Annotated in this window: 15 protein-coding genes and 1 pseudogene; 7 read left to right on the forward strand and 9 right to left on the reverse strand. The window is 35.9% G+C overall.

Going from position 1 to position 23565, the window contains the following annotated elements:
* Window positions 1-381: 381 nt before the first annotated feature.
* Entirely contained in the window at window positions 382-2154 is a 1773-nt protein-coding gene (locus ACFILL_RS04350; RefSeq protein ID WP_375643343.1) for an SLC13 family permease, read from the reverse strand.
* A 354-nt stretch (window positions 2155-2508) separates the two neighbouring features.
* Here ACFILL_RS04350 and ACFILL_RS04355 point away from each other — a divergent pair, with 354 nt between their 5' ends.
* Window positions 2509-4215, forward strand: a complete 1707-nt coding sequence (locus tag ACFILL_RS04355; RefSeq protein ID WP_375643342.1) for a hypothetical protein — start codon at window positions 2509-2511, stop codon at window positions 4213-4215.
* 146 nt (window positions 4216-4361) lie between these two features.
* On the forward strand, window positions 4362-5720 hold the full coding sequence (nhaA, locus tag ACFILL_RS04360; protein WP_273790392.1) for a Na+/H+ antiporter NhaA: 1359 nt from the start codon (window positions 4362-4364) through the stop codon (window positions 5718-5720).
* A 1847-nt stretch (window positions 5721-7567) separates the two neighbouring features.
* Here the strand turns inward: nhaA and ACFILL_RS04365 are convergent.
* Window positions 7568-8824, reverse strand: coding sequence for an aspartate kinase (locus tag ACFILL_RS04365; RefSeq protein WP_273790391.1), 1257 nt, complete (start codon window positions 8822-8824; stop codon window positions 7568-7570).
* Between the two features lie 189 nt (window positions 8825-9013).
* Between ACFILL_RS04365 and ubiG the strand changes: the two genes are divergently transcribed.
* Window positions 9014-9757: a bifunctional 2-polyprenyl-6-hydroxyphenol methylase/3-demethylubiquinol 3-O-methyltransferase UbiG gene (gene ubiG, locus ACFILL_RS04370; protein WP_273790390.1), complete on the forward strand. Its 744-nt coding sequence runs from the start codon at window positions 9014-9016 to the stop codon at window positions 9755-9757.
* A gap of 20 nt (window positions 9758-9777) precedes the next feature.
* Here ubiG and grxC read toward each other — a convergent pair whose 3' ends face one another.
* A complete protein-coding gene (gene grxC / locus ACFILL_RS04375; RefSeq protein WP_273790389.1) occupies window positions 9778-10032 on the reverse strand; it encodes a glutaredoxin 3 in 255 nt (84 codons plus the stop codon).
* A gap of 47 nt (window positions 10033-10079) precedes the next feature.
* The gene (locus ACFILL_RS04380) at window positions 10080-10865 is read right to left on the reverse strand and encodes a ComF family protein (RefSeq protein ID WP_273790388.1); all 786 of its coding nucleotides are present in this window, start codon (window positions 10863-10865) and stop codon (window positions 10080-10082) included.
* Window positions 10866-11061: 196 nt separating this feature from the next.
* On the opposite strand from ACFILL_RS04380, the gene ACFILL_RS04385 reads away from it, so the two are divergent.
* The gene (locus ACFILL_RS04385; protein WP_375643341.1) at window positions 11062-11940 is read left to right on the forward strand and encodes a methyltransferase; all 879 of its coding nucleotides are present in this window, start codon (window positions 11062-11064) and stop codon (window positions 11938-11940) included.
* 7 nt (window positions 11941-11947) lie between these two features.
* On the opposite strand, the gene ACFILL_RS04390 is transcribed toward ACFILL_RS04385, so the two are convergent.
* Window positions 11948-13303 carry an L-cystine transporter gene (locus tag ACFILL_RS04390; protein ID WP_375637515.1) on the reverse strand — a complete coding sequence of 452 codons (1356 nt, stop codon included), beginning with the start codon at window positions 13301-13303 and terminating at the stop codon, window positions 11948-11950.
* A 797-nt stretch (window positions 13304-14100) separates the two neighbouring features.
* On the opposite strand from ACFILL_RS04390, the pseudogene ACFILL_RS04395 reads away from it, so the two are divergent.
* Window positions 14101-14686: pseudogene (locus tag ACFILL_RS04395) on the forward strand (type ISP restriction/modification enzyme); the annotation flags it as partial.
* Window positions 14687-15671: 985 nt separating this feature from the next.
* Here ACFILL_RS04395 and ACFILL_RS04400 read toward each other — a convergent pair.
* Both ACFILL_RS04400 and ACFILL_RS04405 read right to left on the reverse strand, forming a co-directional pair.
* The gene (locus tag ACFILL_RS04400; protein WP_273790385.1) at window positions 15672-17045 is read right to left on the reverse strand and encodes a glutamate--cysteine ligase; all 1374 of its coding nucleotides are present in this window, start codon (window positions 17043-17045) and stop codon (window positions 15672-15674) included.
* Between the two features lie 68 nt (window positions 17046-17113).
* Window positions 17114-17857 (reverse strand): 16S rRNA (uracil(1498)-N(3))-methyltransferase, encoded by a 744-nt coding sequence (locus ACFILL_RS04405; protein WP_375631008.1) that lies wholly within the window; start codon window positions 17855-17857, stop codon window positions 17114-17116.
* 235 nt (window positions 17858-18092) lie between these two features.
* Between ACFILL_RS04405 and ACFILL_RS04410 the strand changes: the two genes are divergently transcribed.
* Window positions 18093-18236 carry a hypothetical protein gene (locus ACFILL_RS04410; protein WP_375643339.1) on the forward strand — a complete coding sequence of 48 codons (144 nt, stop codon included), beginning with the start codon at window positions 18093-18095 and terminating at the stop codon, window positions 18234-18236.
* Between the two features lie 315 nt (window positions 18237-18551).
* Here ACFILL_RS04410 and ACFILL_RS04415 read toward each other — a convergent pair whose 3' ends face one another.
* Entirely contained in the window at window positions 18552-20432 is a 1881-nt protein-coding gene (locus tag ACFILL_RS04415; RefSeq protein ID WP_375637517.1) for an AsmA family protein, read from the reverse strand.
* A 316-nt stretch (window positions 20433-20748) separates the two neighbouring features.
* On the opposite strand from ACFILL_RS04415, the gene folD reads away from it, so the two are divergent.
* Window positions 20749-21648 (forward strand): bifunctional methylenetetrahydrofolate dehydrogenase/methenyltetrahydrofolate cyclohydrolase FolD, encoded by a 900-nt coding sequence (gene folD, locus ACFILL_RS04420; RefSeq protein ID WP_375643338.1) that lies wholly within the window; start codon window positions 20749-20751, stop codon window positions 21646-21648.
* A 65-nt stretch (window positions 21649-21713) separates the two neighbouring features.
* Here folD and edd read toward each other — a convergent pair whose 3' ends face one another.
* The gene (edd, locus tag ACFILL_RS04425) at window positions 21714-23537 is read right to left on the reverse strand and encodes a phosphogluconate dehydratase (protein WP_375643337.1); all 1824 of its coding nucleotides are present in this window, start codon (window positions 23535-23537) and stop codon (window positions 21714-21716) included.
* Window positions 23538-23565: the final 28 nt, after the last annotated feature.

Here is a 23565-nt window from a genome sequence, read left to right on the forward strand (position 1 = left end):
CAGCTTTTACATATATTGAGTCTTATGAAAAATTCACTGCCTTAATATTTATCATGATTGCCTATCATCTCAAGCAGATTTTCTCCCCATTATATAGAGAGATAATCTTTTAAAGTCTTCAACCGCAATCGTTGGTTGTATTGGATTATAGAATTATAATAGAAAAACCACTTCTTGAAAAAAGGTAAATTTCCATGAAAGTCCCTTAAAACCCAATAAATAAATTTTTATCTGTATCAAAAATACCGAAGCGCCATGATTAAAGTGTGGTATAATTCCAAATCTTCAGTTAAAGCTCTTTATATAAAGTGTATCCCTTCAACTTATCTTCATACGATTAACAACCTTTTGTAATTGATCCTTAAAGTTTCTAAAAATATCCTATTGTAAGGGCCAAACCCACATAAGCATTGGAACAGCAATAATAACGATCAACACCGCCAATGGAGCACCCAAACGTGGATAATCACTAAAACGATATCCTCCTGGCGCCATCACGAGCATATTACTTTGATGTCCAATAGGTGTAAGAAACTCACATCCCGCACCAATTGCAACAGCCATCAAAAAAGCTTCAGGCTTATAATGAAGGGAATGAGCAAAACTTGACGCAATTGGTGCTACCATCATCACTGTTGCTGCATTATTCAAAAATGGCGTAACCAACATAGCTGTCACCAACATAAGCGCTAAAGCACCAGATGGCGGGAAAAATATTGCCAATTGGCTCAGCCATTGACCAATGAGATCCGTACATCCTGTTTTCTCTAACGCTTCACTCACTGGAATAAGAGCCGCTAATAGTACGAGTATTGGACCATCTAATGTCTGATACAGATCACGCGCGGGCAAAACACGAAAGATCACCATTGCTGCAGCAGCAGAAAAGAAAGAAAAAGCAACTGGAACAATATGAAAAGCTGTAAAAATAATTGCTATAAATAAAACAGCTAAAGAGATGAAACCATGTCGTAAATTTCCAAACACAATATTTCGTTTTGCTAGGGGCAAGCATTTCAATTCTCTTAATAAATTGGGAATAATTGCATCCTGTCCTTGCAAAACAATCACATCTCCAAGATGGAAAATAATATCATCAAGTCTTCCCCGCACCCTTTCATGTTGACGACTTAACGCAAGTAAATTTACATTATAGCGATCAAATAGGGAAAACTCTTTCGCACTAATACCAATAAGAGGTGAATTATGGGTAATGACTGCTTCAATAATATCAATGTCACTGTCCTTATCACCTGCAGCAATAGTTCGCCCCTTAGAAAACTCTAAACGAGCAGAGTTCATCACGCTATCTAACCCTGTATGTGACCCTTCCAGCAAAATAATATCATTTTCAGACAAAACAAAATCTGGTAATGGTGAAATAGATACTTTGTTTCTGATAATTTGAATTACCATAACATCACCACTTGATGGCTTAACCAAATCAACAATATTTTTCCCCACAATCGGTGAATTTATTGGAATATGCGCTTCTGCAACATAATTACGGATATCAATGGCATCATCAAATGATACACCTGAACGCACACGCACAGGCAAAAGCCAATAAAAACAGACCAAATATACAACACCAGCCGTCGCAATAACCGCACCAACTGGTGTAAAATCAAACATAGTAAAAGGTGTTCCTGCTAAACGCTCTTGCATCGCTGAAATAACAACATTAGGAGATGTTCCTATCTGTGTCATAAGCCCTCCCAACAAAGAACCAAAGGCCATGGGCATCAAAAAGACAGAAGGAGAAACCTGAGAACGACGTGCAAACTGAAAAGCTATCGGAAGCATAATCGCCAAAGCACCAATGTTTTTAACAAACATTGATAATACGACAACAGAAAGAACCAAAAAAGCTAATTGAAGACGCACCGATTTCACATCGGGCCATATCCGTTGAATAATAAATTCCATTATACCAGAGCGAGATACAGCAGTACTGACAACAAACACACTCCCCACGATAATAACGATATCATTACTAAAACCGCTAAACGCTTCCTTCGGGCTAACAAGACCAAGGACACAAGCTATTAATAATGTACAAATAGCAACAAGATCATAACGAAATCGATCCCAAATAAAAACAACCATCATGAGACCAATGATCGAAAAGGCCATTATTTGATTTTCTGTCATAACACTCACTTCTCCCCATTAAATTATAATGAACAAAAACATATCTTTTATGTTTTAAATATTCCTATAAACAGCAGCAAGATAAAAGCAGACATCGGAATATTTTAGGATAATTTTAAAGTGATAAAAAATTATGATGCGCATAAACTCACCTCTCCTTATTATGCGTGCTTTTCTATAAAGTGCTGAACCCAAAGAAAATTGATAAAAGTTGATAAAGCTATATTGCAAAAAAGATGAGAATAACTCTAATATAGAGCGTAGATAATTGTTGAAACTGGTACACGCTATATTTAAACCTTTGTCGTTGCTTAAAAGAATTTATCTTCACTCTCAATTCACAGAGTGATAAAAATGAAAGAAGAAAGAATGGTCAATCTTAATAGTGGGTATCAAAGTAACCTCAGATATTGGCTCACTTGCATTATTGGATTTGTTGCTATCTTGGCAATTATAATTGTTGGTGGATTTTATATCGCAAAACCCTATCTTGACAGTTTTGTAAGACAAGAAATAGCCCGTCGTGCCATAAAAGCCGAAACATCTGAAGTAAGCATTCTAGGTAAAGTCAACTTGAAGAATGTGACATTACCCGTTCCAGCTGGTACATCACTTAAAATTGGTGCCATTTCTGCCCGTCCTCCTCTTTCCTTTATTCCCGGAACTTTTACATTTTATAATGTTGATTTAAAGCATAATAATATTCATGTGCAAATTCCCCAAATTTCTCTTCGGAGTGTATCCCTAAAAGAAAAAGATAGAACGATAACATCACGTCTTTTACAATCAATGATGCGTATTGAGCTTTCCTCAATTATTGCTCCCAATATACAACTTTCTATAGAAAATAAAAATAACCAAACAGAAACGGTTGAGATCAAGAATTTCCAGCTTTCTGATTTTAGAAATAACCATATCCGTTCAGTTAGTATCAAAAATATGGATCTTAAAACGGTCGTAGCAAATGGTGCCAAACAGATGCAACTTATGGCTAAAAGTGATACAATAAAAGCCCATGATATCGACATCAACTATGCCTATTCTATCATTTTTGGAAAAAACAATGCTCTCAATCAAGGTAAAACCGTTACTGGCCCCATTTCTCTGAATAATATAAGTGTTGATATTTTTGAAGAAGCAGAAAAAAATAGCTCTTTCTTCCTTGGGCAGTTTAAAACATCTGGTTTAAAGATGAAACCGCTTGAACAAACTCCTGAAAAATTAATCAAAGCTTATCTTAATGCAAGAAAAGAGAATAATAAAATCGCTGAAAAAGTTGCACAAAATGGTCTTCTTCTAAACATACTGCTCGCCATTACCTCAGCGGATGCCAAAGTTGATAATATCACCGTTGATATACCGCAGTTGAAAGCAACGCTCGAATCATTCCAATTCAAACCAAGTTTGTGGAAACAACCTATCCCTAAAAAGCTTTTTCTTTCTCTCAACAACCTTTCCATTCTACCTAAAAAAATGAATGAAAAAGACTTAGAGTTTTTCAAAAATCTGAACTTTGAGCGCTTTAATGTTTCAGGAAAAATTGATATTTCTTACGATGAAAAAAAACGTATGCTCTTTCTTGATACAATGTCTTTCAATATGAAAAACGTTGGATCTGGGAACATCTCGGCTAAGGTTATTGATGTTGATGAAAAGCTTTTTTCTGGTCAGAAAAATATAATGATTGCTGCGTCTCAAGATCTTGGCATTAATGAAATTGATATACAATATACTGATGCAGGTTTCATTGATAAGCTTTTTTCTTATCTTGCGCAAAATCTTAATGACAGCCAACATGATCTTAAAAAGGAACTTTATGACGATTTCTATCTAATGATGACGCAGACCCCAAAAATTCTGCTAAAAAATCATGACGAAGCAGAAAAAATTTCAAAATCCTTAGGAGAATTTGCTAAAAATCCACAAACATTGATCGTGAAAATTAAAGCAAAAGATAATAAAGGTCTCGCAATAGTTGATCTCGAATCTGCTCTACAAAATGATCTATCCAAGGCTTTAAGTAAAGTACATCTTACTATTAAAAATGAAGCATCGCCTTAAACATTTTGTGCTTTAAACATGATGATCTTGTCTATAAATTAAGAACTTTATTCCTCTTTTTTCTTTTATATGATACAGAAGGTATCATACAGAGTTATTTATACAGAGAATATAGAATCTAAAATTGTCGATGCTTGGAGTTGTTCATGTCTGGTTTATCTTCAAATCGCCTGCCTAATCGCGCTTCTCGTGTCACCAATCAAGCGCTTTCTGCTATCGAGCGTTTTCTCCATATTGAAGCTCTTAGTGGTGTTGTTCTTTTATTAGCTGCTGCTTCTGCACTTATTTTTGCCAATTCTAAATATGCAGCTTTCTATGAATCTTTTTGGCATACACCTCTTGGCTTTAATTTGGGTCATTTCACTCTTTCATGGGATTTACATTTCTGGGTTAATGATGCCCTTATGACTATTTTCTTTCTCGTCGCAGGAATGGAAATTCGACGAGAAATTCATGAAGGTGCTCTTGCCGATTTTAAACAAGCAATCTTACCAATTGTTGCTGCAATAGGGGGCGTTTGTGTTCCTGCAATTATTTACTTTATCTTCAATTTTAACGAGGGACATATGCGCGGTTGGGCTGTGCCAACAGCAACAGATATTGCCTTTGCTCTAGGTATTCTAGCTCTTCTCGGAAAAAAAATTCCTTCTAATCTTCATATTATTCTTCTATCATTAGCGATTATTGACGATATTATCGCTGTTCTTATTATTGCTTTTTTCTACTCAACAAACATTGATCCTAGCGGTTTAATGATTGCAGGAGCGGGTATTGCTTTGGTACTATTTTTTCAGTGGATCGGGCTTGCATCAGCATGGCTTTACATTTTACCTGGTGCAATCATTTGGTGGGGTTTAATGGCAACAGGCGTTCACCCATCGCTTGCTGGCGTAATCTTAGGGATGATGACTCCCGTTCTTCCTACCCGTACTCTTGTAGCGCCACTCACCATGCTCAGTAACGCTATGCAAATTCTTCAAGAAAAAAATACAAAAACAGATCTGCATCATATTTCAACAGCATTAAAAAAGATGCGCAAAGGACAACGGGCCATGATTGCCCCAGTAACTCGTGTTCAAAAAGCATTGCATCCATGGGTTGCATACGTTATCATGCCAGTTTTTGCCTTCGCAAATGCAGGAGTAAGTTTTGCAAACTTTGATCTTTCTTCTGACAAATCATTCTTGATTGTTCTGGGTGTTGTCATTGGTCTTTTCATCGGTAAGCCTCTTGGTATTATCACTGCCAGTTATATAGCTGTAAAATCAGGACTATGCCGCCTACCCCCTCATATGACCTGGACAGGTGTTTTACTCATTGGTTTTTTAGCAGGAATTGGCTTTACAATGTCTATCTTTGTTTCAATGCTCGCTTTTAAAGATATTATTCTGCTTGATGCGGCAAAAATTGGAGTCCTTTGTGGCTCTGGTTTATCTGCCCTTATCGGTCTGGGATATGGATTTATTTATATTAAGCGCAATAAAGGAATTTCTCATAGTTCCTAACAAACTAACTGAAAATACATTTTTATGCAGAAATTCTAAAAAGTAATTTTGCCCATTTGTTCGATTCGGACGATATTTAATGTAAAATCCGTTGTCTCGCCTCATCTTTACACTTATGAAGGAGAAAACTAACGTCATCATACTATTTACTAGCCTCTAATGTTGCAACAACCTTTGACACTCGAGAGGAATCATAAGAGATATTTTTATTCCTTTCTTCAATAATCTTTTACTCATGTACCAGCTCCACTCATGATATACACAGAAATGGTTTTAATTGTTTCAATAAAGGCTTCGTGGTTTCAGAAAAGCTGTTTTTTATTGGGACTATGATTCACTATAAAGAAGAATTTAATTATTATAAATCAATATCTTATGTTTAATAATAAGAAAAAGATAAGAATAAGCAAAGTTCAATAATCAGTTAAGTAATTCCATGGCTTATTTTTCCCAATAAACCACCCTCCTCGTTATTGATTTTATTGCCGGTATTCTAAACAACTTTAATTTTTATCTTCTTAAAAGCACATTATTTTTGGATAAAAATATTCCCGTTTTTTATCATCGACACATCACTTGTCTCACTCCATGAAAGAATTAAACTTGAAGCATGCTTCCATAGGAAGCACTCTAGTTTACGTAATTAACTCGCGGGAAAAAAGAAAACCCTAGTCATTTAGACTATTCTAAAACATATGATTGGTGGAAAAATAGAGCATGTATATCGTTGTTCTCCCCTTTTCCCGCTCTTATTTGATATTTATTTTCTTTTTGTTTAAAGAGCTCGCTCTATATTTCTTGATACCATAAAATACTCTTCACAGATAATTTAAAAAGCAATATTTCCGAGACTTTCGAATTTATACAACGCCACATAAAATACAAAAAGAGTAAAATAATATGGCTATATTTCTCACAAGAAGAGTTTTGCTTACAAAGACCACCATTTGCAAAATATGTAAACACGATAAAGAAACTAGCACGATATACTGAAAAAACGGAAGAATGTATTTCATGCGTGGTTGGCAGTATGACACAGAAAATACTTATAATAGAGTAGTTAAAGGAAGAAAGTTAACCTAAAGAACATATGGAGGTATCAAAAACTTTGAAAATCTTAATTATAATTCAAAAAAGAGAAATAGACATGAAAAAAAATTTAATTAATAAAAGCAACACACTTGTAACATTATCATTAATTTTGATCTATAGTTACATAATTTTATGAAAAGTACTTCTGAAGAAGCTATAAACGCATAAGATATAGTAATTTTATAACGTATAGCGTAAACATAAATATTGTCTATAGAGATAGATTTTTTTATTGCCTCATAATATGGAAAAAATTAAATTTTCAAGATACACATAAAGTCATAACAATCATTTGAAGATAAACTAAACATCTATAGAAAATACATCATCAATTTTATTTTTGGTAATTCCATCACTAATCTAATGAGCTCTAATTTCTCTAAGATTTATAATATTAAATCTGTATTGACGGGGCTGTCCCTCATGCAACATGCATCTTTTGAATAAACACTGTGCACTGCTCCTTATTCCATTAAGGCTTATCGTAAAGACTTCTCCATCCCTCTCTATAGGCTCTAAAACGTTTATAGACGGCATATTTTTTATCCCTTCTTAAACAATTTTTTACCCAAACATCTTTCTCTTGTAATGTATAAGTGACCATTTTTAAATTCATCATGAACAAGTTTAAAATGAGAGAGTTTTGCTGTATTAAATATTCTATTTAAGTTAAAAATATAAATTGTTCTTAACAAAAATTATTAACATATATTAAAGCTTTATGTTATTGAAACTTTGTTGAAACTAAAAAATACTTATCCCTTATCAAGAGCATAAACAGCATGTAATGTTCTAACCGCAAGTTCAGTGTAAGCACTATCAATCAAAATAGAAATTTTAATTTCTGAAGTCGTAATTGCTTGAATGTTAATACCCTTTTCAGCCAAAGCCTTAAATGCTGTAGCGGCAACACCTGCATGGCTACGCATTCCAATACCAATCACAGATACCTTGGCGAGATCGCCTTCAAATTGGAGAACATCAAATCCAATTTCTTTGCGATTCTTCTCAAGAAGTGTAACGGCTTTTTCTACATCTGATGATGGTACAGTAAAAGTCATATCAGTTTTTGAGCCATCTTCAGAAATATTTTGCACAATCATATCAACATTAATGCGTTCTTCAGCCAAGGGACCAAAAATTGCTGCCGAAATCCCTGGACGATCGGCAAGCCGACGAAGGGAAATTTGTGCTTCATCTTTAGCAAAAGCAATACCAGTAACATTTTGTTGTTCCACAATTTCATCCTCATCGCAAATAAGTGTTCCAGAAGAACTCATTGAATCCTCCATGCCTAACGCATCAGGATCCTCAAAACTTGAACGCACAAAGGTACGAACCTTATGAACCATTGCTAATTCAACAGAACGAACCTGTAAAACCTTTGCACCAAGAGAAGCCATTTCTAGCATTTCTTCAAAAGCTACTTTTGGTAAACGACGCGCTTTCGGTTCTATACGTGGATCCGTTGTATAAACACCATCCACATCCGTATAAATATCACAGCGATCAGCTTGTACAGCAGCGGCTATAGCAACAGCACTTGTATCTGATCCCCCACGCCCTAAGGTAGAAATCCGGCTATCCGGAGCTAACCCCTGAAAACCAGCAATAACGGCAACCTGACCTTCCTGAAAACACTCGATTAAAAAAGATCCATCAATATTAGTAATACGTGCACGGCCATGCGCATTGTCTGTATGAATAGGAATTTGCCAACCAAGCCATGAACGTGCATTCACCCCCATTTCTTGAAGTGTCAAAGCCAACAATCCTGAAGTAACCTGTTCACCAGAAGCAACCACAACATCATATTCACGAGCATCTCTATGCATGGAGGAAGCATCACTCGTCCACTGAACAAGTTCATTTGTTTTACCAGCCATCGCAGATACGACAACGGCAACCTCATTGCCTGCATCAACCTCTCTTTTGACATGCCGTGCAACATTATGAATACATTCAATGTTTGCTACAGATGTTCCACCAAATTTCATGACAATGCGCGCCATTAATAACACTCTTACCTTTACATCTCTTATCTCAAACAGTAATGAGAATTAGATGCTGTATCAACTAACCATTTTCTCGACATAGCGAATATCTATCATTTGTGCAAGTTTCATTATGATTATATTAATTTCTCTTGACTTTGTATAAAATCTACTTGACCTGATCATTAAAAATAAAAGGAAGGCAACATGATCGATGAAACACAAACAACTATTGATCAAAGTGAAATTGATCACTTTTCACGTATTGCTACAGAATGGTGGAATCCACAAGGAAAATTTCGACCTCTTCACCAATTTAACCCAACACGCCTTGCTTACATCAGAGAAAAAATCTGTTTAGAGTTTAATCGTGACCCTTCTTCACTTACGCCCTTTCACAATTTGAAAATTCTTGATATTGGCTGTGGAGGAGGCTTGTTATCTGAACCAATGGCACGTCTTGGTGCTATGGTTGTAGGCGTTGATGCTGCACAAACAAATATTGAAGTCGCAAAAACCCATGCTGCTCAAAATGACCTTTCCATTGATTACCGCACGACGACAGCAGAAGTACTTGCCAATGAAGGAGAAAAATTTGATATTATCCTTAATATGGAAGTTGTTGAACATGTCGCTGACGTTAATCTCTTCATAGCAGCTACAGCAAAAATGTTGAAACCACAAGGGTTGATGTTTGTCTCAACACTCAACCGCACATGGAAAGCATGGGGGCTTGCTATTGTAGGCGCTGAATATATTCTACGTTGGCTTCCTAAAGGAACCCACGATTATAAAAAATTCCTAAAACCTCTAGAACTTAAAAATTTCTTATCAAAAAACGCTCTGACTGTCATTGATGAGATAGGTATTACTTATAACCCTTTAAACGACAGCTGGAATCGCTCAAAAGACATGGGTGTTAACTATCTCCTTCTCGCAAAAAGGTCGTAAGGATATGTAATTTACAAATATTATATGCCTTGTAATAAAGAATTCAGCTTTCCCTCAGCCTCTAAAGCATAAAGATCATCACAACCGCCAACGTGATAATCATCTATGAAAATTTGTGGAAATGTATTACGTCCATTTGCACGCTGTACCATTTCTTGGCGAAGGGATGTGGAAGCATCAATATCTGTATACTTTACGCCTTTTTTATTAAGCAAATCACGTGCTTTTGTACAATAAGGACAGTTAGGGCGTGTATAAATTATTATCTCTTTCATAGTATTATCCTCCAATATTTTTTAATAATATTCATTTTAAATTCCTCTTAAGAAGAGGGAAAAATAGAATCTTCTTTGAGAACACGCGAAAATGTTAGCACATCAACCTGTCGTGCACCTGCATCTTTTAATGCAGCAGCTGCTGCTGTAACTGTTGCACCCGTTGTAAATACATCATCAATCAGCAAAACAGAACATCCTTTGAGATATTTTTTAACTTTATGCGAAACCTTAAAAGCATTTTTTACGTTAAGTTTTCTCTCTCTTGAAGAAAGACTAACCTGCGGACGGGTATGCCGACAACGAACAAGCCAACTCGGTTTTAAAAGCTTTTTTTGTGATGCTGCAATATAACGTGCAAGCTCAGCAGATTGATTATAACGCCTCTCCCAAAAACGACGAAAATGCAATGGAATGGGAATAATAACATCACAATCATCAATAACCTCGCGTCCAGCAAACATCATCCAATTGGCCATAAATGATGCCAATTCTATATGATCACCATATTTTAAGCGCGTTACTAAAGTTCGTGCAAGCCCTTTATGAACAATGACTGAGCGAACACGTGAAAAAGGATGAGTATTACGGAGTGCTTCACCACTAAGAAAACCATCCCCCATATCACAAACAAAAGGAGTCCCCATAACAGGACAATAAGGTTTCGTGATAAATTGAAGGTCTTTCCAACATTCGGAGCAAATCGTACCATAAGTAGAAACATTTTGCTTACATCCAGGACAAATTGGTGGATAAAGCATCGTTTTCAAGCGTTCAACGAACTTACTTAGTATATCCCCGCTATTTAACGCCGCTTCTCGAAAATACAACATTATAAATTTAGGCTTTTACAAGTTTCCCTCAGAACAAAAGTTCCTTTGTATTTCCTCAATTTATAATTTTAATTCCTTTAAAAACTCTTACCTTCTATAAATTTATTTTCTTTCATATTATAAACTTGACAGAGCTTGCACAAATAATGAACCTTTTCAAAATATATTCTTTCATAGATCGAAAGTGTTCCACAATATGTCGCATCCTTTAATTTTTGATCATAACCGCATTGAACAATTCCGAAAACGTGCCTTTCAAAAAGCAAAAAAAGGATGTGACTTTTTACTCTCTCACATGGCAGAAGATCTCTATAAACGCCTTAGCACTGTTGATCGCCTCTTTACATTAGCTCTTGATTTACACAGCCATACAGACCTTGCTGCGCAAGCTTTAATGAAATCTGGAAAAGTTTGTTCCATAGAACGCATTGAAACCGATACGCTTTATCAAAGCCATGATAAAAAATTCTATTTACGTCATCGAGAATTTCTTGATTTACCTCAAAGTTACTGTGACCTTATTGTTTCACTTCTTTCATTACAATTGACCAATGATACCCCTGGTGTTCTAAGCCAGATAAAAAATACCCTTAAACCAGATGGCTTATTTCTTGCTGTTATGGCAGGAGCTGGTACATTAAGAGAATTGCGGGAAAGCATGCTGCAAGCTGAAAGTGAAATTTATGGTGGAGCAAGCCCTAGGATCTACCCTTTTGCCGACATTCGTGATGCAGGCGCTCTTTTACAGCGTGTTGGCTTTGCCCTGCCTGTAGCAGACGTTGAAGATATCACAATACGTTATAATACAATGTTTGACCTTATGCACGATCTTAAAGCTATGGGAATGCAAAATGCACTCATCAATCGTTCACGACGCCCTGTATCCAAACGTTTTTTTCTCCGCGCAGCTGAAATCTATGCACAACAATTTAGTGATCCTGATGGACGTATTCGTGCACATTTTTCTTTCATCTGGCTCTCTGGTTGGGCTCCTCATCCCAACCAACAAAAACCCCTACAACCTGGTTCAGCGCAAATATCTCTTACAGATGTTTTACAGCCAAAAAAAATATAACCTAAAATTATTTTTTTAAAATACTTTTATCTGTTGTCCGTAATATTTGACTAGTGACCGTTCCAGCTATCATTGAATCGCTCACGTTTAGAGCAGTCCGTCCCATATCAATTAGCGGTTCAATAGAGATAAGTACAGCAACCAAAGTAACAGGAAGCCCCATAATTGGTAACACAATCAATGCAGCGAAAATAGCACCTCCCCCCACACCAGCAACACCAATAGAACTCAATGTTACAACACCAATAAGCGTAGCAATCCAAGTAGGATCAAGAGGATTAATACCCATAGAGGGTGCAATCATGGTCGCAAGCATCGCTGGATAAAGACCAGCACAACCATTTTGTCCAATTGTTGCCCCAAAAGAAGCTGCAAAACTCGCAATGGATTGTGGTACACCTATCCACTGTGTTTGCGCTTCAATATTCAAAGGAATACTTGCAGCACTTGAACGACTGCTAAAAGCAAATGTTAAAACTGGTAAAACCTTTTTGAAAAAACGAAAGGGATTAATCCCAGAAATACCAAGCAATACACCATGAATTCCAAAAATTAAAATAATACCGACATAAGAAGCAATAATAAAAACCAGTAAATTTAAAATATCTGCAATACGCGATATTGCTCCTACTTTCGTCATAAGTGCAAAAATACCATAAGGCGTCAAAGCAATCACAATACGGACTAACCGCATAATCCAAGCTTGTGCCACTTGAATAAATAAAAGCGCTTTTTCTCCTTTTTCTGGCTCATCTTTCTTTAAAAGAAGAACCGATGCACCTAAAAATGACGCAAAAATAACAACACTGATAATTGACGTACGTTTAGCTCCACTCAACTCAGCAAATGGATTTTTAGGAATCATAGACAAAATCATCTTTGGTATATTCATATCTCCAAGTTTAGAAATATGACCTTCAAGAAGAGCAGAAACATTTTGCCCTTCATGCACCAAACCCTCGGTTGTTAATCCAAAAAAATTAACCACAAGCACACCAACCAATGCTGAAAGAGCCGTTGTAAAAAGCAATATTGAAATTGTTATTATACTCATCTTTCCAACAGCATAAACAGAATGTAAATGAGCAACTGCTGAAACGATAGAAATAAAAACCAGTGGCATAACAATCATTTGCAACAATAAAATATAGCCTTCACCGACAATGTTAAACCATTCAACGGATTTCAATAAAGTGCTTTCACCCTCTCCATAAATAAACTGCAAAACACTTCCAAAAATTAAGCCAAGGATAAGCCATAGCATAACACGTAGTGAAAGACTCCATTGCATTTTCTTACTTTGAGAAACCAATAATAAAAAAATAACAAATAGAAATAAATTGACGAAAAAATTAAATGTCATTGTCTATGCTCACTATTATTATGGTTGACATAAATAATCTGCATAATTCAAAATCAATGCATGATATTTAAAATTAACCTATAAAGCTTACAAGGCTTTTACAAAATCATTATTTTTTTAATTTATAGATTAAAAGAGAATTTTTTATCTACTAATAACTGTTTAAAGAAAATAAATAAAATTATTTTCTTATTCTTTAAATTTATGCTCTTATAAAATAGTTAAATAAGAAAAATATAAACAACATTCATTGCATCTTAATACTGAATAATTCCAGCGTATCTTATCCTATAAATGTCCTTACCACTCTCTTTTGCTATTTGAACTGAAGCGAGCTTTCCAAGAAAAGATGAATTAACAATCGAACATTCATGATTTTTCTAGAAAATACACCAACAAGCTACTTCTGCTCATTTTATGGACTGCACTCTCAATAGCTTTGATCAGCACTTCAAGTATAATTATTTTATTGAAAATACCTTTTATACATTCTTTCTTTGCTCTCAATGAAAGCTTTTTTATTTTTCAAAATTCTTTTTATAGTCATAAAAAGGTTTTGAAAGACAACATGTTGATTTATAGTCATAATTTACTGTTTGCATATTAAATGAGAGTCCCGAATCACATAAGATTCTCTCATTTCAAACCTGTTTATCTTGAATCAATCAAAATCATTTGCTTGCACATCACAAGCAGGGCTGTCCGTATGGGTAAAAATGTATAAGAAAGGAGTAGAAATACCTCTTATGAAACGTCTTAATGCAAGAGTTGTCAAAACATTGAAGGGCGGAGCTTGAGCAGCAAATATAAATAATATGATTGCTTTTTATAATAGCGCAGTAAAACTTTTAACGATACCTATTCATATGCTGATCGAACAACACGTGCACGTGCTGTAGATAATTTTGTCATTTTAGATACAAAAAAGATAAGTTGGAGTTATAATGTTAAGCAAGGACTAATAAGAGGAAGGTTTTTGAATTTGAAGAGGCATGCCTCACGCAAAGTTCGTATCGCCCTTTTACACGACAATGGCTTTATTATAGTTGTATCTTCAATGATGGAGTTTATCAGATACCACATATATTCCCTATGGTGCCAGTAGTAGAAAATAGAGTAATACAAATTATAGGCATAGGAGCACGAAGCGTTTTTTCTGTGTTGATAGCTAAGAATTTGCCTAATCTAGATGCAATAGATACAGGTCAATGCTTTCCACGGTATCTTTATAAAAACGTTGAATCTCTGTAACTGATCGTGATGAGAAACAGTCCCTTTTATTTACAAATTCTACAGAAGAAAACACAACAGCTGGTTTACAGAGGCGTGATGCCATTACGGATGCACTTTAAAGCTGCTTATCCTAGTGAGAGCATAACAAAGGCGGTTACAAATTTCTAGATAATGAAAACAATGGAAAAGACTGAGGGTATATGATTAAAATGAGAGGCTTTAAGCCTACAAATATTATAAATTTTATGAATAGTACAGTTATAAAGCATTAAAAGAAGCTTTAAAGTAAATTTACAATATATGGGAGATAATTAATCGTCTATAATAAATTGCGCTCATACTGATAAAAATTATTCTGCTATAGAAATGTTGTTCTTTTTTGAATTTTTATGCGTATTCAAACACTCATTCGTTACAAGCTCAATCTCTTTATCTCTTTCATCTTTATCAAGAATAATAGTATTTTAATATAATAACCCCTTTGCATACAAATAGTTATTTCTTATCTATGAATAGCTTATAATTTCATATAACCCTATGAAGATAATATTTTTATTTATTAATATTTAATGATGTAATTAACACATTCATTCTATATATTATCATCTTTATTTCTATCTATTTATATAATATATTTCTTTTTTCTATAAAAATAAGCTTGAGTTATACATACATAGATCTATCGGTATTTTTTCTACTGTCTTTTTAGCGCACTGAAAGATTGATATCATAATTTTTGTATAATAAAATGCTCTTTCATATAAGCATCGTATATTGAATTATAATAATTGACTATTAACCGCAAATTATATTTTTTTATCCCTTTTAAAAGTGAAAAATATTATTTTCAGACCTATTCATAAGTAGATGAGCCAAGTGAATAAAAAATGTTTGATAATAAGCTTTATCTCTTATGAACTATCTTTAGTACAAAGGGACAACATTAAGATTACGGAAATATCGTGATATTATTGGGTATAAAAATCACACTGCCCAAGAGATTTTTGTATTGTATCCTTTCTGTTATGAGAAATGTTAAAAGCAAGGTAGGATATGCTCTCTAGAGCAAATGAGTGAATGAACCACCACGGTTATATGCATTTTTAAAAAAGTAGGAAGTATCTTTGCTTCAAATTTAATAGGCACATTCTAAAAATAAAGGTTCTACCGACTCATTCCAAATAGAATAGTAATGGGACAAAAATTTTTCAGCATCTGTTTGTCCCATTGCAACAACCTCTTCTAGAGGATTAAGAAAATTTGTTTCATCAAAACCATTCGTATCATACTGTTTGCGATTTTTTAAGCCTTTGCGAGCAATAGCGAGAGATTGACGTGCTAACTCTAAAAGAATAGTTTGACGAAAAGGAGTTCTTAACCCTTCTTTAGGAACGCGTTGGCGCAACTCTAAAACTTCTTCAAAACACCAATCTTTTGTCAAAGCCTCTGCCTCATTAAGTGCTTCCCTATCATAAAGAAGCCCAACCCAAAAAGCCGACAACGCACAAATGCGCTTCCAAGAACCGCAATCAGCTCCCCTCATTTCTAAAAATCTTTTTAAGCGGACTTCAGGAAATAACGTTGATAAGTGATTAATCCAATCTCCCATGTTTGGAATTGAATTTGCAACTTGTCCTTTTAATGCTCCATTCATAAACTGACGAAACGTTATGTGTGTACAATCATAGTAACGACCATCACGCACAACAAAATACATTGGAACATCAAGGGCCCATTCAACATAATCAACAAAACCAAAACGCTCAGAAAATATAAAGGGAAGAACGCCTGTCCTCTGATTATCCGTATTACGCCAAATTTCAGAACGCCACGACAAAAAGCCATTTGGGCGCCCTTCTGTAAAAGGTGAACTTGCAAATAATGCTGTTGCAATGGACTGTAGCTTCATGGACACTTGCATTTTTCGCCGCATATCACTTTCAGATGAAAAATCAAGATTAACCTGAACTGTTGATGTGCGATACATCATATTAAGACCATTATACCCCACTTTAGGCATATAATCAGTCATAATCTGATAACGTGATTTAGGCATTCGCGGCGTTTCAGCTAAAGTCCACTTTGGACTAGCTCCAAGACCTAGAAAACCTATACCCAATGGTTCTGCAATTTTTTTGAGAAGAGTTAAATGCTCCATCAACTCGTAATATGTATGGCCTACTGATTTTAATGGTGCACCAGATAATTCAAATTGTCCCCCAGGTTCCAAAGAAATGGCTCCCTGATCAACGGATCCTACGAGCCCAATAATATTCTCTTCATCTAAAATAGGTTTCCATCCTAAGGCGCTTTGCATCCTCTCTAAAAGCGCTCGGATTCCCCTCTCTCCTTCATAAGGAACAGGGTGAAAACCATCTCTATAAAACGGAAATTTTTCATGTTCTGTACCAATGCGCCAATCATCTTCTGCTTTATACCCCCCTTGGAAATAGCTAACCAAAGAATCTAAGTTATAAATTTCACTTTCATCAGTTATATCAAGCGCCATAACTCATCGTATCCTATAATTGGTATCATCATCTTAAATGAATTGTTTAGAATGATTTTACAGATTTCTCAATCCATTGCCCAATCCCCCACGGTAGCATTAAGAAGAGCCAAAGCAGCAACAGCGGCAGTGTCAGCGCGTAAAATACGCGGACCTAATGATATTGGAACCACAAAAGGATGTTTTTTTAAAAAGCTCCGCTCTTCTTCACTAAAGCCACCTTCCGGTCCAATAAGAATACCAGGTGTTGTAACGTCACGCTTTTTAAAAGAAGCTAATGGATTATGCGATTTATGCTCTTCATCACAAAAGAATAAAGGCTGTGTCTTATCCCACCGTGCTAAAAGTTCTGCTAATGATAGAGCAGAGACGCATTCAGGAAGAGATAAAATTCCACACTGTTCAGAAGCTTCAATAACATTGGCTTCCATACGCGCCATATTGATACGCGTAACCTGCGTATGATGCGTCATAACAGGCTGCAAAATCGACACCCCCATTTCAACAGCTTTCTGCACCATATAATCCAACCGCGCGTTTTTGAGTGGAGAAAAGCAATAAATAAGATTGGAATGCGTCGTTTGTAATCTTTCTTGATGGATAAGCTGAACCACAACAAATTTTTTCTTAATAGCGATAAGTTTAGCAAGCCACTCACCATCCTGTCCATTAAAAAGTAAAATTTCTGCTCCTTCTTTCATACGCAAAACATGCACAAGATAAGAAGCTTGTGCCCCCTCTATCTTTATTTCTTCATTCAAAGCCAATGTCTGTCTGATAAATAATCTTTTAAGTTTATAATTTATGCGCATAAAAATTTTGCCAATGCTCACTATCGTCATCGAGAAAATGAAGAAAAATATATAGCAAAAAGAAAAAATTATATCTATAGAACTGTAATATATTAAAGAATTATAGAGTTTTTTTAGCTTTATGAGATAATAATAGGAACTTATAGATCCTTAAGTGATTCTGCTTTCATAAAAGTTTAAATAATACACCATTCATCTTTGCATTCAGTCATTGATGCATCCGTGGAGGAAAAATATGTCTGCTAAAAAAGCTACAATTATTACGGTTACAACCCTCTTAGCCTTTATTTTGATTACAGTGGGAATTGGTTCTGTTGGAGCAGACGGGAAGCATACAATTACCAAAGATGGCTATGGTATTTCTTCTGCGATTCAATAAGCACTGGCCAACATCCTCCTTAAAATTTTAATGTTTTTTAGCAACTTTTCTAAGATTTGCATCAATATTATGAATCTCTTGTATTTGAGAGATTCCATAAGAAGGATTTTTATTCTTCTCTTCAGTCATTTATCTATATCAACCACACTTATTATGACGGAGAGGACGGTTTTTACTGCTTCACGACGAACGGACTTAAAATGAGAGAATCTTTCGATAATGGGAGCTCTGATTTAAATTTAAAAGACAATTTTAAGTTGCAAAAAAACGAATTACCATTATAGGATAGAATATTATACAGATGAAAAACGATACTCAATCTGCGTCAATGTCTTTTGTAACCCAAAAATTACCATGATTTTGTCCTTTAGAGCTTAGAGAAAATGTAAAAGGCCATGCAAGGCTATTAGCAAGACATTGGACGTCTTTACATAAAGTTTCTGATCTATAGTTTTTGTCTAGTTGTGCCTGTAATATCAGTTCATTTTGCTTCCCTTGCGCAATAGCAGCTGCAATGGTTCCTTGAATGGATAAGCTCAAGTCTGCTGTACGCATTAATGACTCTGTCACCTTCATCATACCTTCTGAAAAGCTTGTCTGAATATCCCAGTGATCAAATGTTGTTGAAAAAGTATCATTATTCATTAAAAGAAATTGTTGTTTATTTGAAAGTCTTGTTTGTAATTCATTCAGATCATACCCTAATAGCCGACCAGAAGACATCTTCAGTGTTAATTCACCCTGCATTTTCGTGAAAATTTCTGGCCAAGAATCAGCAAGTGTTCGTACCGTTGCAGTAAAATTCGTTTTGCTTTGTATAAATGGAATAAATCCCAAGGTTTCTAAAGTCTCCTGCATATCAATAGAAGCGCCTGAAATATTTCCTCCAATACGCACTCTCTGTCCAGCTGACGTAACTTCAATATTACTTTGCACGGATCCACCAAAAATATTAGCATGTCCAAGATCAAAAATACCATGCCCATCTCTTATTTGTATTGCAGCAGCTAAATTTGTGAGTGAAATATTTCCTATTTTAGCTTGTGGCGCAGAAAGTCGTATATCCACGCCAATACGATCAAAAGTTCTCATGTCAAAGCAGGCATTTTTCTTTTTGCCTGAAAAAAATATTGAACTCAAGAGGCTAAGGTCTAGGTTATCAAAAGCTAAAGAGCCCATGACATTTGGTACATAATCTTGAAAATCGAGTTTTAAAGCTCCTCGCGCATTGGCTTTTCCCATCGTAAATGTAACATTGTTCATTTGGATATGCATTGGCTGCGCTAAAAAATGAGATTCCCATACAATGGGTATTTTTAATTTATGTCCCCAAAACTGATTTCCACCAACCCAAGACAATGTCTGATTCCATCCAGGAGAACGCATCGATACTTTTCCGTCAAAAATATAATATTCAGATAACCGAGCCTTTCCTGTAAAAGTTATTCCCCCACGTACAGAATTGAGACTTGCCCTAATATGACTTTTGCCTCCTGCAAGAAGCAACAATGCTTGAGAAGCATCAATTGATAACTTTGTAAATTCTCCACGCCAACGCGCATCTGCGCGTAACCGTACTTCCTGAGTTGATTTCGGACAATCTAAAGTTGCATTTAATCCTGTTATTTTTTCTGCTGCTCCTGAAAAACTATCGTGATACACAAGAACACCATTTTTAATGACAATCCGCCCAAAAGGTTGTTTTAAAAGTTGCTCTATCTCTGGATGTTCAGGATTATGTTTTAATATTTCACGCGTATTACGTATTGCCAACCCTAATGCACCTTGTGAGCGAGAAAACCGATCAAAAAAATCTGCTATTGTTTTAACAGGCTTTTCCATAACAAATTGAGGACGCATAATCCGCGTCTCTGAAAAAGAAATATGTCCCCAAAGAAGATCGACGACAGAAAGATCAACTTCTATTGATTCAGCTTCCATTAATGGCGCAACATCATCCATTTTTGATGTTAAAGTAACGCCAGAAAGAAATGCTTTAGGATAAGGAAAAAGATGTAATCGCGGTGGATCACGCAATTGCACATTGTAACCCGTCCATGCACTCAAATCCTGCGCTAAACGAATACGAATCGCATCTGTAGAGATAAGATAAGGTAAAACGAGAATCCCCACTCCCAATAAAAAGATAATTGTAATAAAAATTCCGCTCAAAAGTTTTATTATTCTGATGCGCACAATATCCCTCTATACTTATCCCCCTATAACAGATTAAAAACAAACTTAAATGATCATAAAAAGTTTTTATAACCCTATAATTCACTATATCCACTTTGTATCTTCATTATTTTTGTTCTTTATCCAAAATTTATTCAAACAGCAATGTTGCTGCTTCTTTATAAAGCAATTATTTAAAAGTCTTCAAAACTATAAATCCACAACATTATAAAACCATTCTTACTGTTCTCATATGAATATTGCTATAAAACTCTATCGTATTATTAGAAAATGCTTTACAAAAAAAAACAAACAGCCTTACCGAAAGGATCTCTGAATGAATAATATTATCGACGGAAAAAAACTTGCTGAAGAGATTATTGTGAAAGTTAAGGCCGAAACAACAAAGCTCCGCCATCACTATAATATACAACCTAGTATCGCTGTTATTATCGTTGGAGATGATCCTGCAAGTCAAGTATATGTCGCCTCAAAAAATAAAAAAGCCGAAGAATGTGGGTTTCTTTCAATCAAACATGCCGTTTCCAAAGAAACACAAGAAAAAGAACTCCTTCAACTTATTGCAACATTAAATTCTGATCCCAAAATTCATGGTATTTTGGTACAGCTGCCTCTCCCTGCTCATATGAATACAAATCGCATAACACAAGCCGTTGCTTTCCAAAAAGATGTTGATGGTTTTCATTATATTAATGTAGGAAAACTCGCGGCAAATGCACTTGACGATGCAATTATTCCCTGCACTCCAGCTGGTGCCATGATGATGATTGAACAACACTGTGGGCAAGATTTATCTGGACTTGATGCTGTCGTTGTTGGACGCTCTAATATTGTTGGAAAACCTATGGCTGCCCTTTTAACAGCAGCCAATGCCACTGTGACAATTGCCCATAGTCGTACCCGTGACCTTGATGATGTGTGTCGAAGCGCTGATATTCTAGTAGCAGCTGTAGGCCGTCCACAAATGATTAAAAAAGACTGGATAAAAGATGGTGCAATTGTTATTGATGTCGGTATTAACCGCGTTGCTGCACCAGAAAAAGGTATAGGGAAAACACGTCTTGTTGGTGATGTCGATTTTGAAAACGTAAAAGAAAAAGCTGCTGCGATCACCCCTGTTCCAGGAGGCGTTGGACCAATGACAATTGCCATGCTTATGGTTAATACACTCAAAGCTGCTGCGCGATCACACAATCTGCCTATACCAAAATTCTAAGAATTGTAACAATTCCTTGTATATGGTTTCATTGTATATGATTCAGCTTATTATTTTTGCATTTTTCATGTCATAAAAACAGATGCCCCTTGATCTGCACGATTAACGGATTGACGAAAAACATGAAAAAGTTCGCGTCCAACACCATGTTCGTTTTTTGAAAGATCTGGAGGTATGATTTGTCGCGCGTTAAATTTTGCTAAATCCTCCAAAAGAGTTAATTTACCCTCATGAGCATCAAGAAAAACAATATCACCATCCTGCAAACGTGCAATGGGGCCATTATCCACTGCTTCTGGTGTCACATGGAGGGCAGCAGGAATTTTTCCTGACGCTCCTGACATACGCCCATCGGTTATCAATGCTACCTTTTGACCGCGATCTTGTAAAACGCCTAAAATGGTCGTTAATTTATGAAGCTCTGGCATACCATTGGCTTTTGGTCCTTGATAGCGAATAACAGCGATAAAGTCTTTATTATGCAACACTCCAGATTTAAAAGATTTTTGTAGTTCCTCTTGATCATTAAAAACAAAGACTGGTGCTTTAATCTGCCAATACTCTGGTTTAACAGAGGAAACTTTTATAATAGCTGTTCCCAAATCTCCTGATAAAACACGAAGACCACCATCAGACTGAAATGGCTTTCTCCACCCTGCTAACACCTTATGATCACCACTTTCCTTAAGAGCCGCTTCACGCACCACATGACCATCAGTAGAAAGCTTTGCTTCAATTGCATAAGCATTGAGATCTTTACCAAAAACCGTAGAAACATCTTCATGGACCAAGCCTGCCTCGATAAGCTCGCGAATAATAAATCCCATTCCCCCCGCAGCATAAAAATGGTTAATATTTGCTAAACCGTTAGGATAAATGCGCGCTAAAAGAGGCACAACGGATGAAATTTCTGCAATATCATGCCATGTCAATTTAATACCGCAAACAGCAGCCATAGCAATCAAATGAATCGCATGATTGGTAGAACCTCCTGTTGCATTTAATCCTACAATGGCATTCACAAAAGAACGCTCATCAATGATCATACCAAGTGGACTATAATGATCACCAAGATCTGTCATTTCAAGTACACGTTTCGTAGCTTCTTTTGTTAAAGCATCACGCAACGGTGTATTAGCATTAATAAAAGAAGCTCCAGGCATATGAAGCCCCATCATCTCCAGTATCACCTGATTAGAGTTAGCTGTTCCATAAAATGTACATGTTCCTGGCCCATGATAAGAACGTGCTTCTGATGCTAGAAGTGTTTGGCGATCTATTTTATTTTCCGCGTAAAGTTGACGTATCTTCGCTTTTTCATCATTACCTTGACCACTCGTCATGGGACCAGCTGCTATAAAAATTCCTGGTAAATGACCAAATGTTAGTGCACCAATCAATAAACCTGGTACAATTTTATCACACACCCCAAGATACAATGCTGCATCAAAGACATCGTGTGATAAGCTTATAGCTGTCGCCATTGCAATTACTTCACGCGAAAAAAGGGAAAGCTCCATCCCCGCATTTCCCTGCGTAACACCATCGCACATCGCGGGAACACCACCTGCAACCTGTGCAACACCACCAACCATACGGGCCGACTCTTTAATTAAGTGAGGAAATTTTTCAAAAGGTTGATGCGCTGAAAGTATATCGTTATATGCCGTGATAATGCCAATATTCCCAACAATATTTCCCTTCAAACGCTCTTTATCTATTGCACCACAAGCAGCAAAGCCATGCGCCTGATTGGCACATCCTAAAAAACTCCGTTTGGGGCGATGAACTTGTGCTTTTGCAATACGATCTAAGTAAATTTCTCGTGTTGATTGAGACCGTTCATAAATCCTTCGTGTAACTGTGGCAATTGTCTTGGAAAGTGCCATATTTCTCTCCCCCTTTCATTGTTGCTGC

Origin of the sequence: Bartonella sp. AP20NXHL, assembly GCF_042196165.1 — a bacterium.
GTDB lineage: Bacteria > Pseudomonadota > Alphaproteobacteria > Rhizobiales > Rhizobiaceae > Bartonella.

Bases quoted from the DNA above. Each gene is read 5' to 3' on its own strand.
- ACFILL_RS04350 (WP_375643343.1), bottom strand. From the start codon at position 2,154: ATGACAGAAAATCAAATAATGGCCTTTTCGATCATTGGTCTCATGATG.
- ACFILL_RS04355 (WP_375643342.1), top strand. From the start codon at position 2,509: ATGAAAGAAGAAAGAATGGTCAATCTTAATAGTGGGTATCAAAGTAAC.
- nhaA (WP_273790392.1), top strand. From the start codon at position 4,362: ATGTCTGGTTTATCTTCAAATCGCCTGCCTAATCGCGCTTCTCGTGTC.
- ACFILL_RS04365 (WP_273790391.1), bottom strand. From the start codon at position 8,824: ATGGCGCGCATTGTCATGAAATTTGGTGGAACATCTGTAGCAAACATT.
- ubiG (WP_273790390.1), top strand. From the start codon at position 9,014: ATGATCGATGAAACACAAACAACTATTGATCAAAGTGAAATTGATCAC.
- grxC (WP_273790389.1), bottom strand. From the start codon at position 10,032: ATGAAAGAGATAATAATTTATACACGCCCTAACTGTCCTTATTGTACA.
- ACFILL_RS04380 (WP_273790388.1), bottom strand. From the start codon at position 10,865: ATGTTGTATTTTCGAGAAGCGGCGTTAAATAGCGGGGATATACTAAGT.
- ACFILL_RS04385 (WP_375643341.1), top strand. From the start codon at position 11,062: ATGTCGCATCCTTTAATTTTTGATCATAACCGCATTGAACAATTCCGA.
- ACFILL_RS04390 (WP_375637515.1), bottom strand. From the start codon at position 13,303: ATGACATTTAATTTTTTCGTCAATTTATTTCTATTTGTTATTTTTTTA.
- ACFILL_RS04400 (WP_273790385.1), bottom strand. From the start codon at position 17,045: ATGGCGCTTGATATAACTGATGAAAGTGAAATTTATAACTTAGATTCT.
- ACFILL_RS04405 (WP_375631008.1), bottom strand. From the start codon at position 17,857: ATGCGCATAAATTATAAACTTAAAAGATTATTTATCAGACAGACATTG.
- ACFILL_RS04410 (WP_375643339.1), top strand. From the start codon at position 18,093: ATGTCTGCTAAAAAAGCTACAATTATTACGGTTACAACCCTCTTAGCC.
- folD (WP_375643338.1), top strand. From the start codon at position 20,749: ATGAATAATATTATCGACGGAAAAAAACTTGCTGAAGAGATTATTGTG.
- edd (WP_375643337.1), bottom strand. From the start codon at position 23,537: ATGGCACTTTCCAAGACAATTGCCACAGTTACACGAAGGATTTATGAA.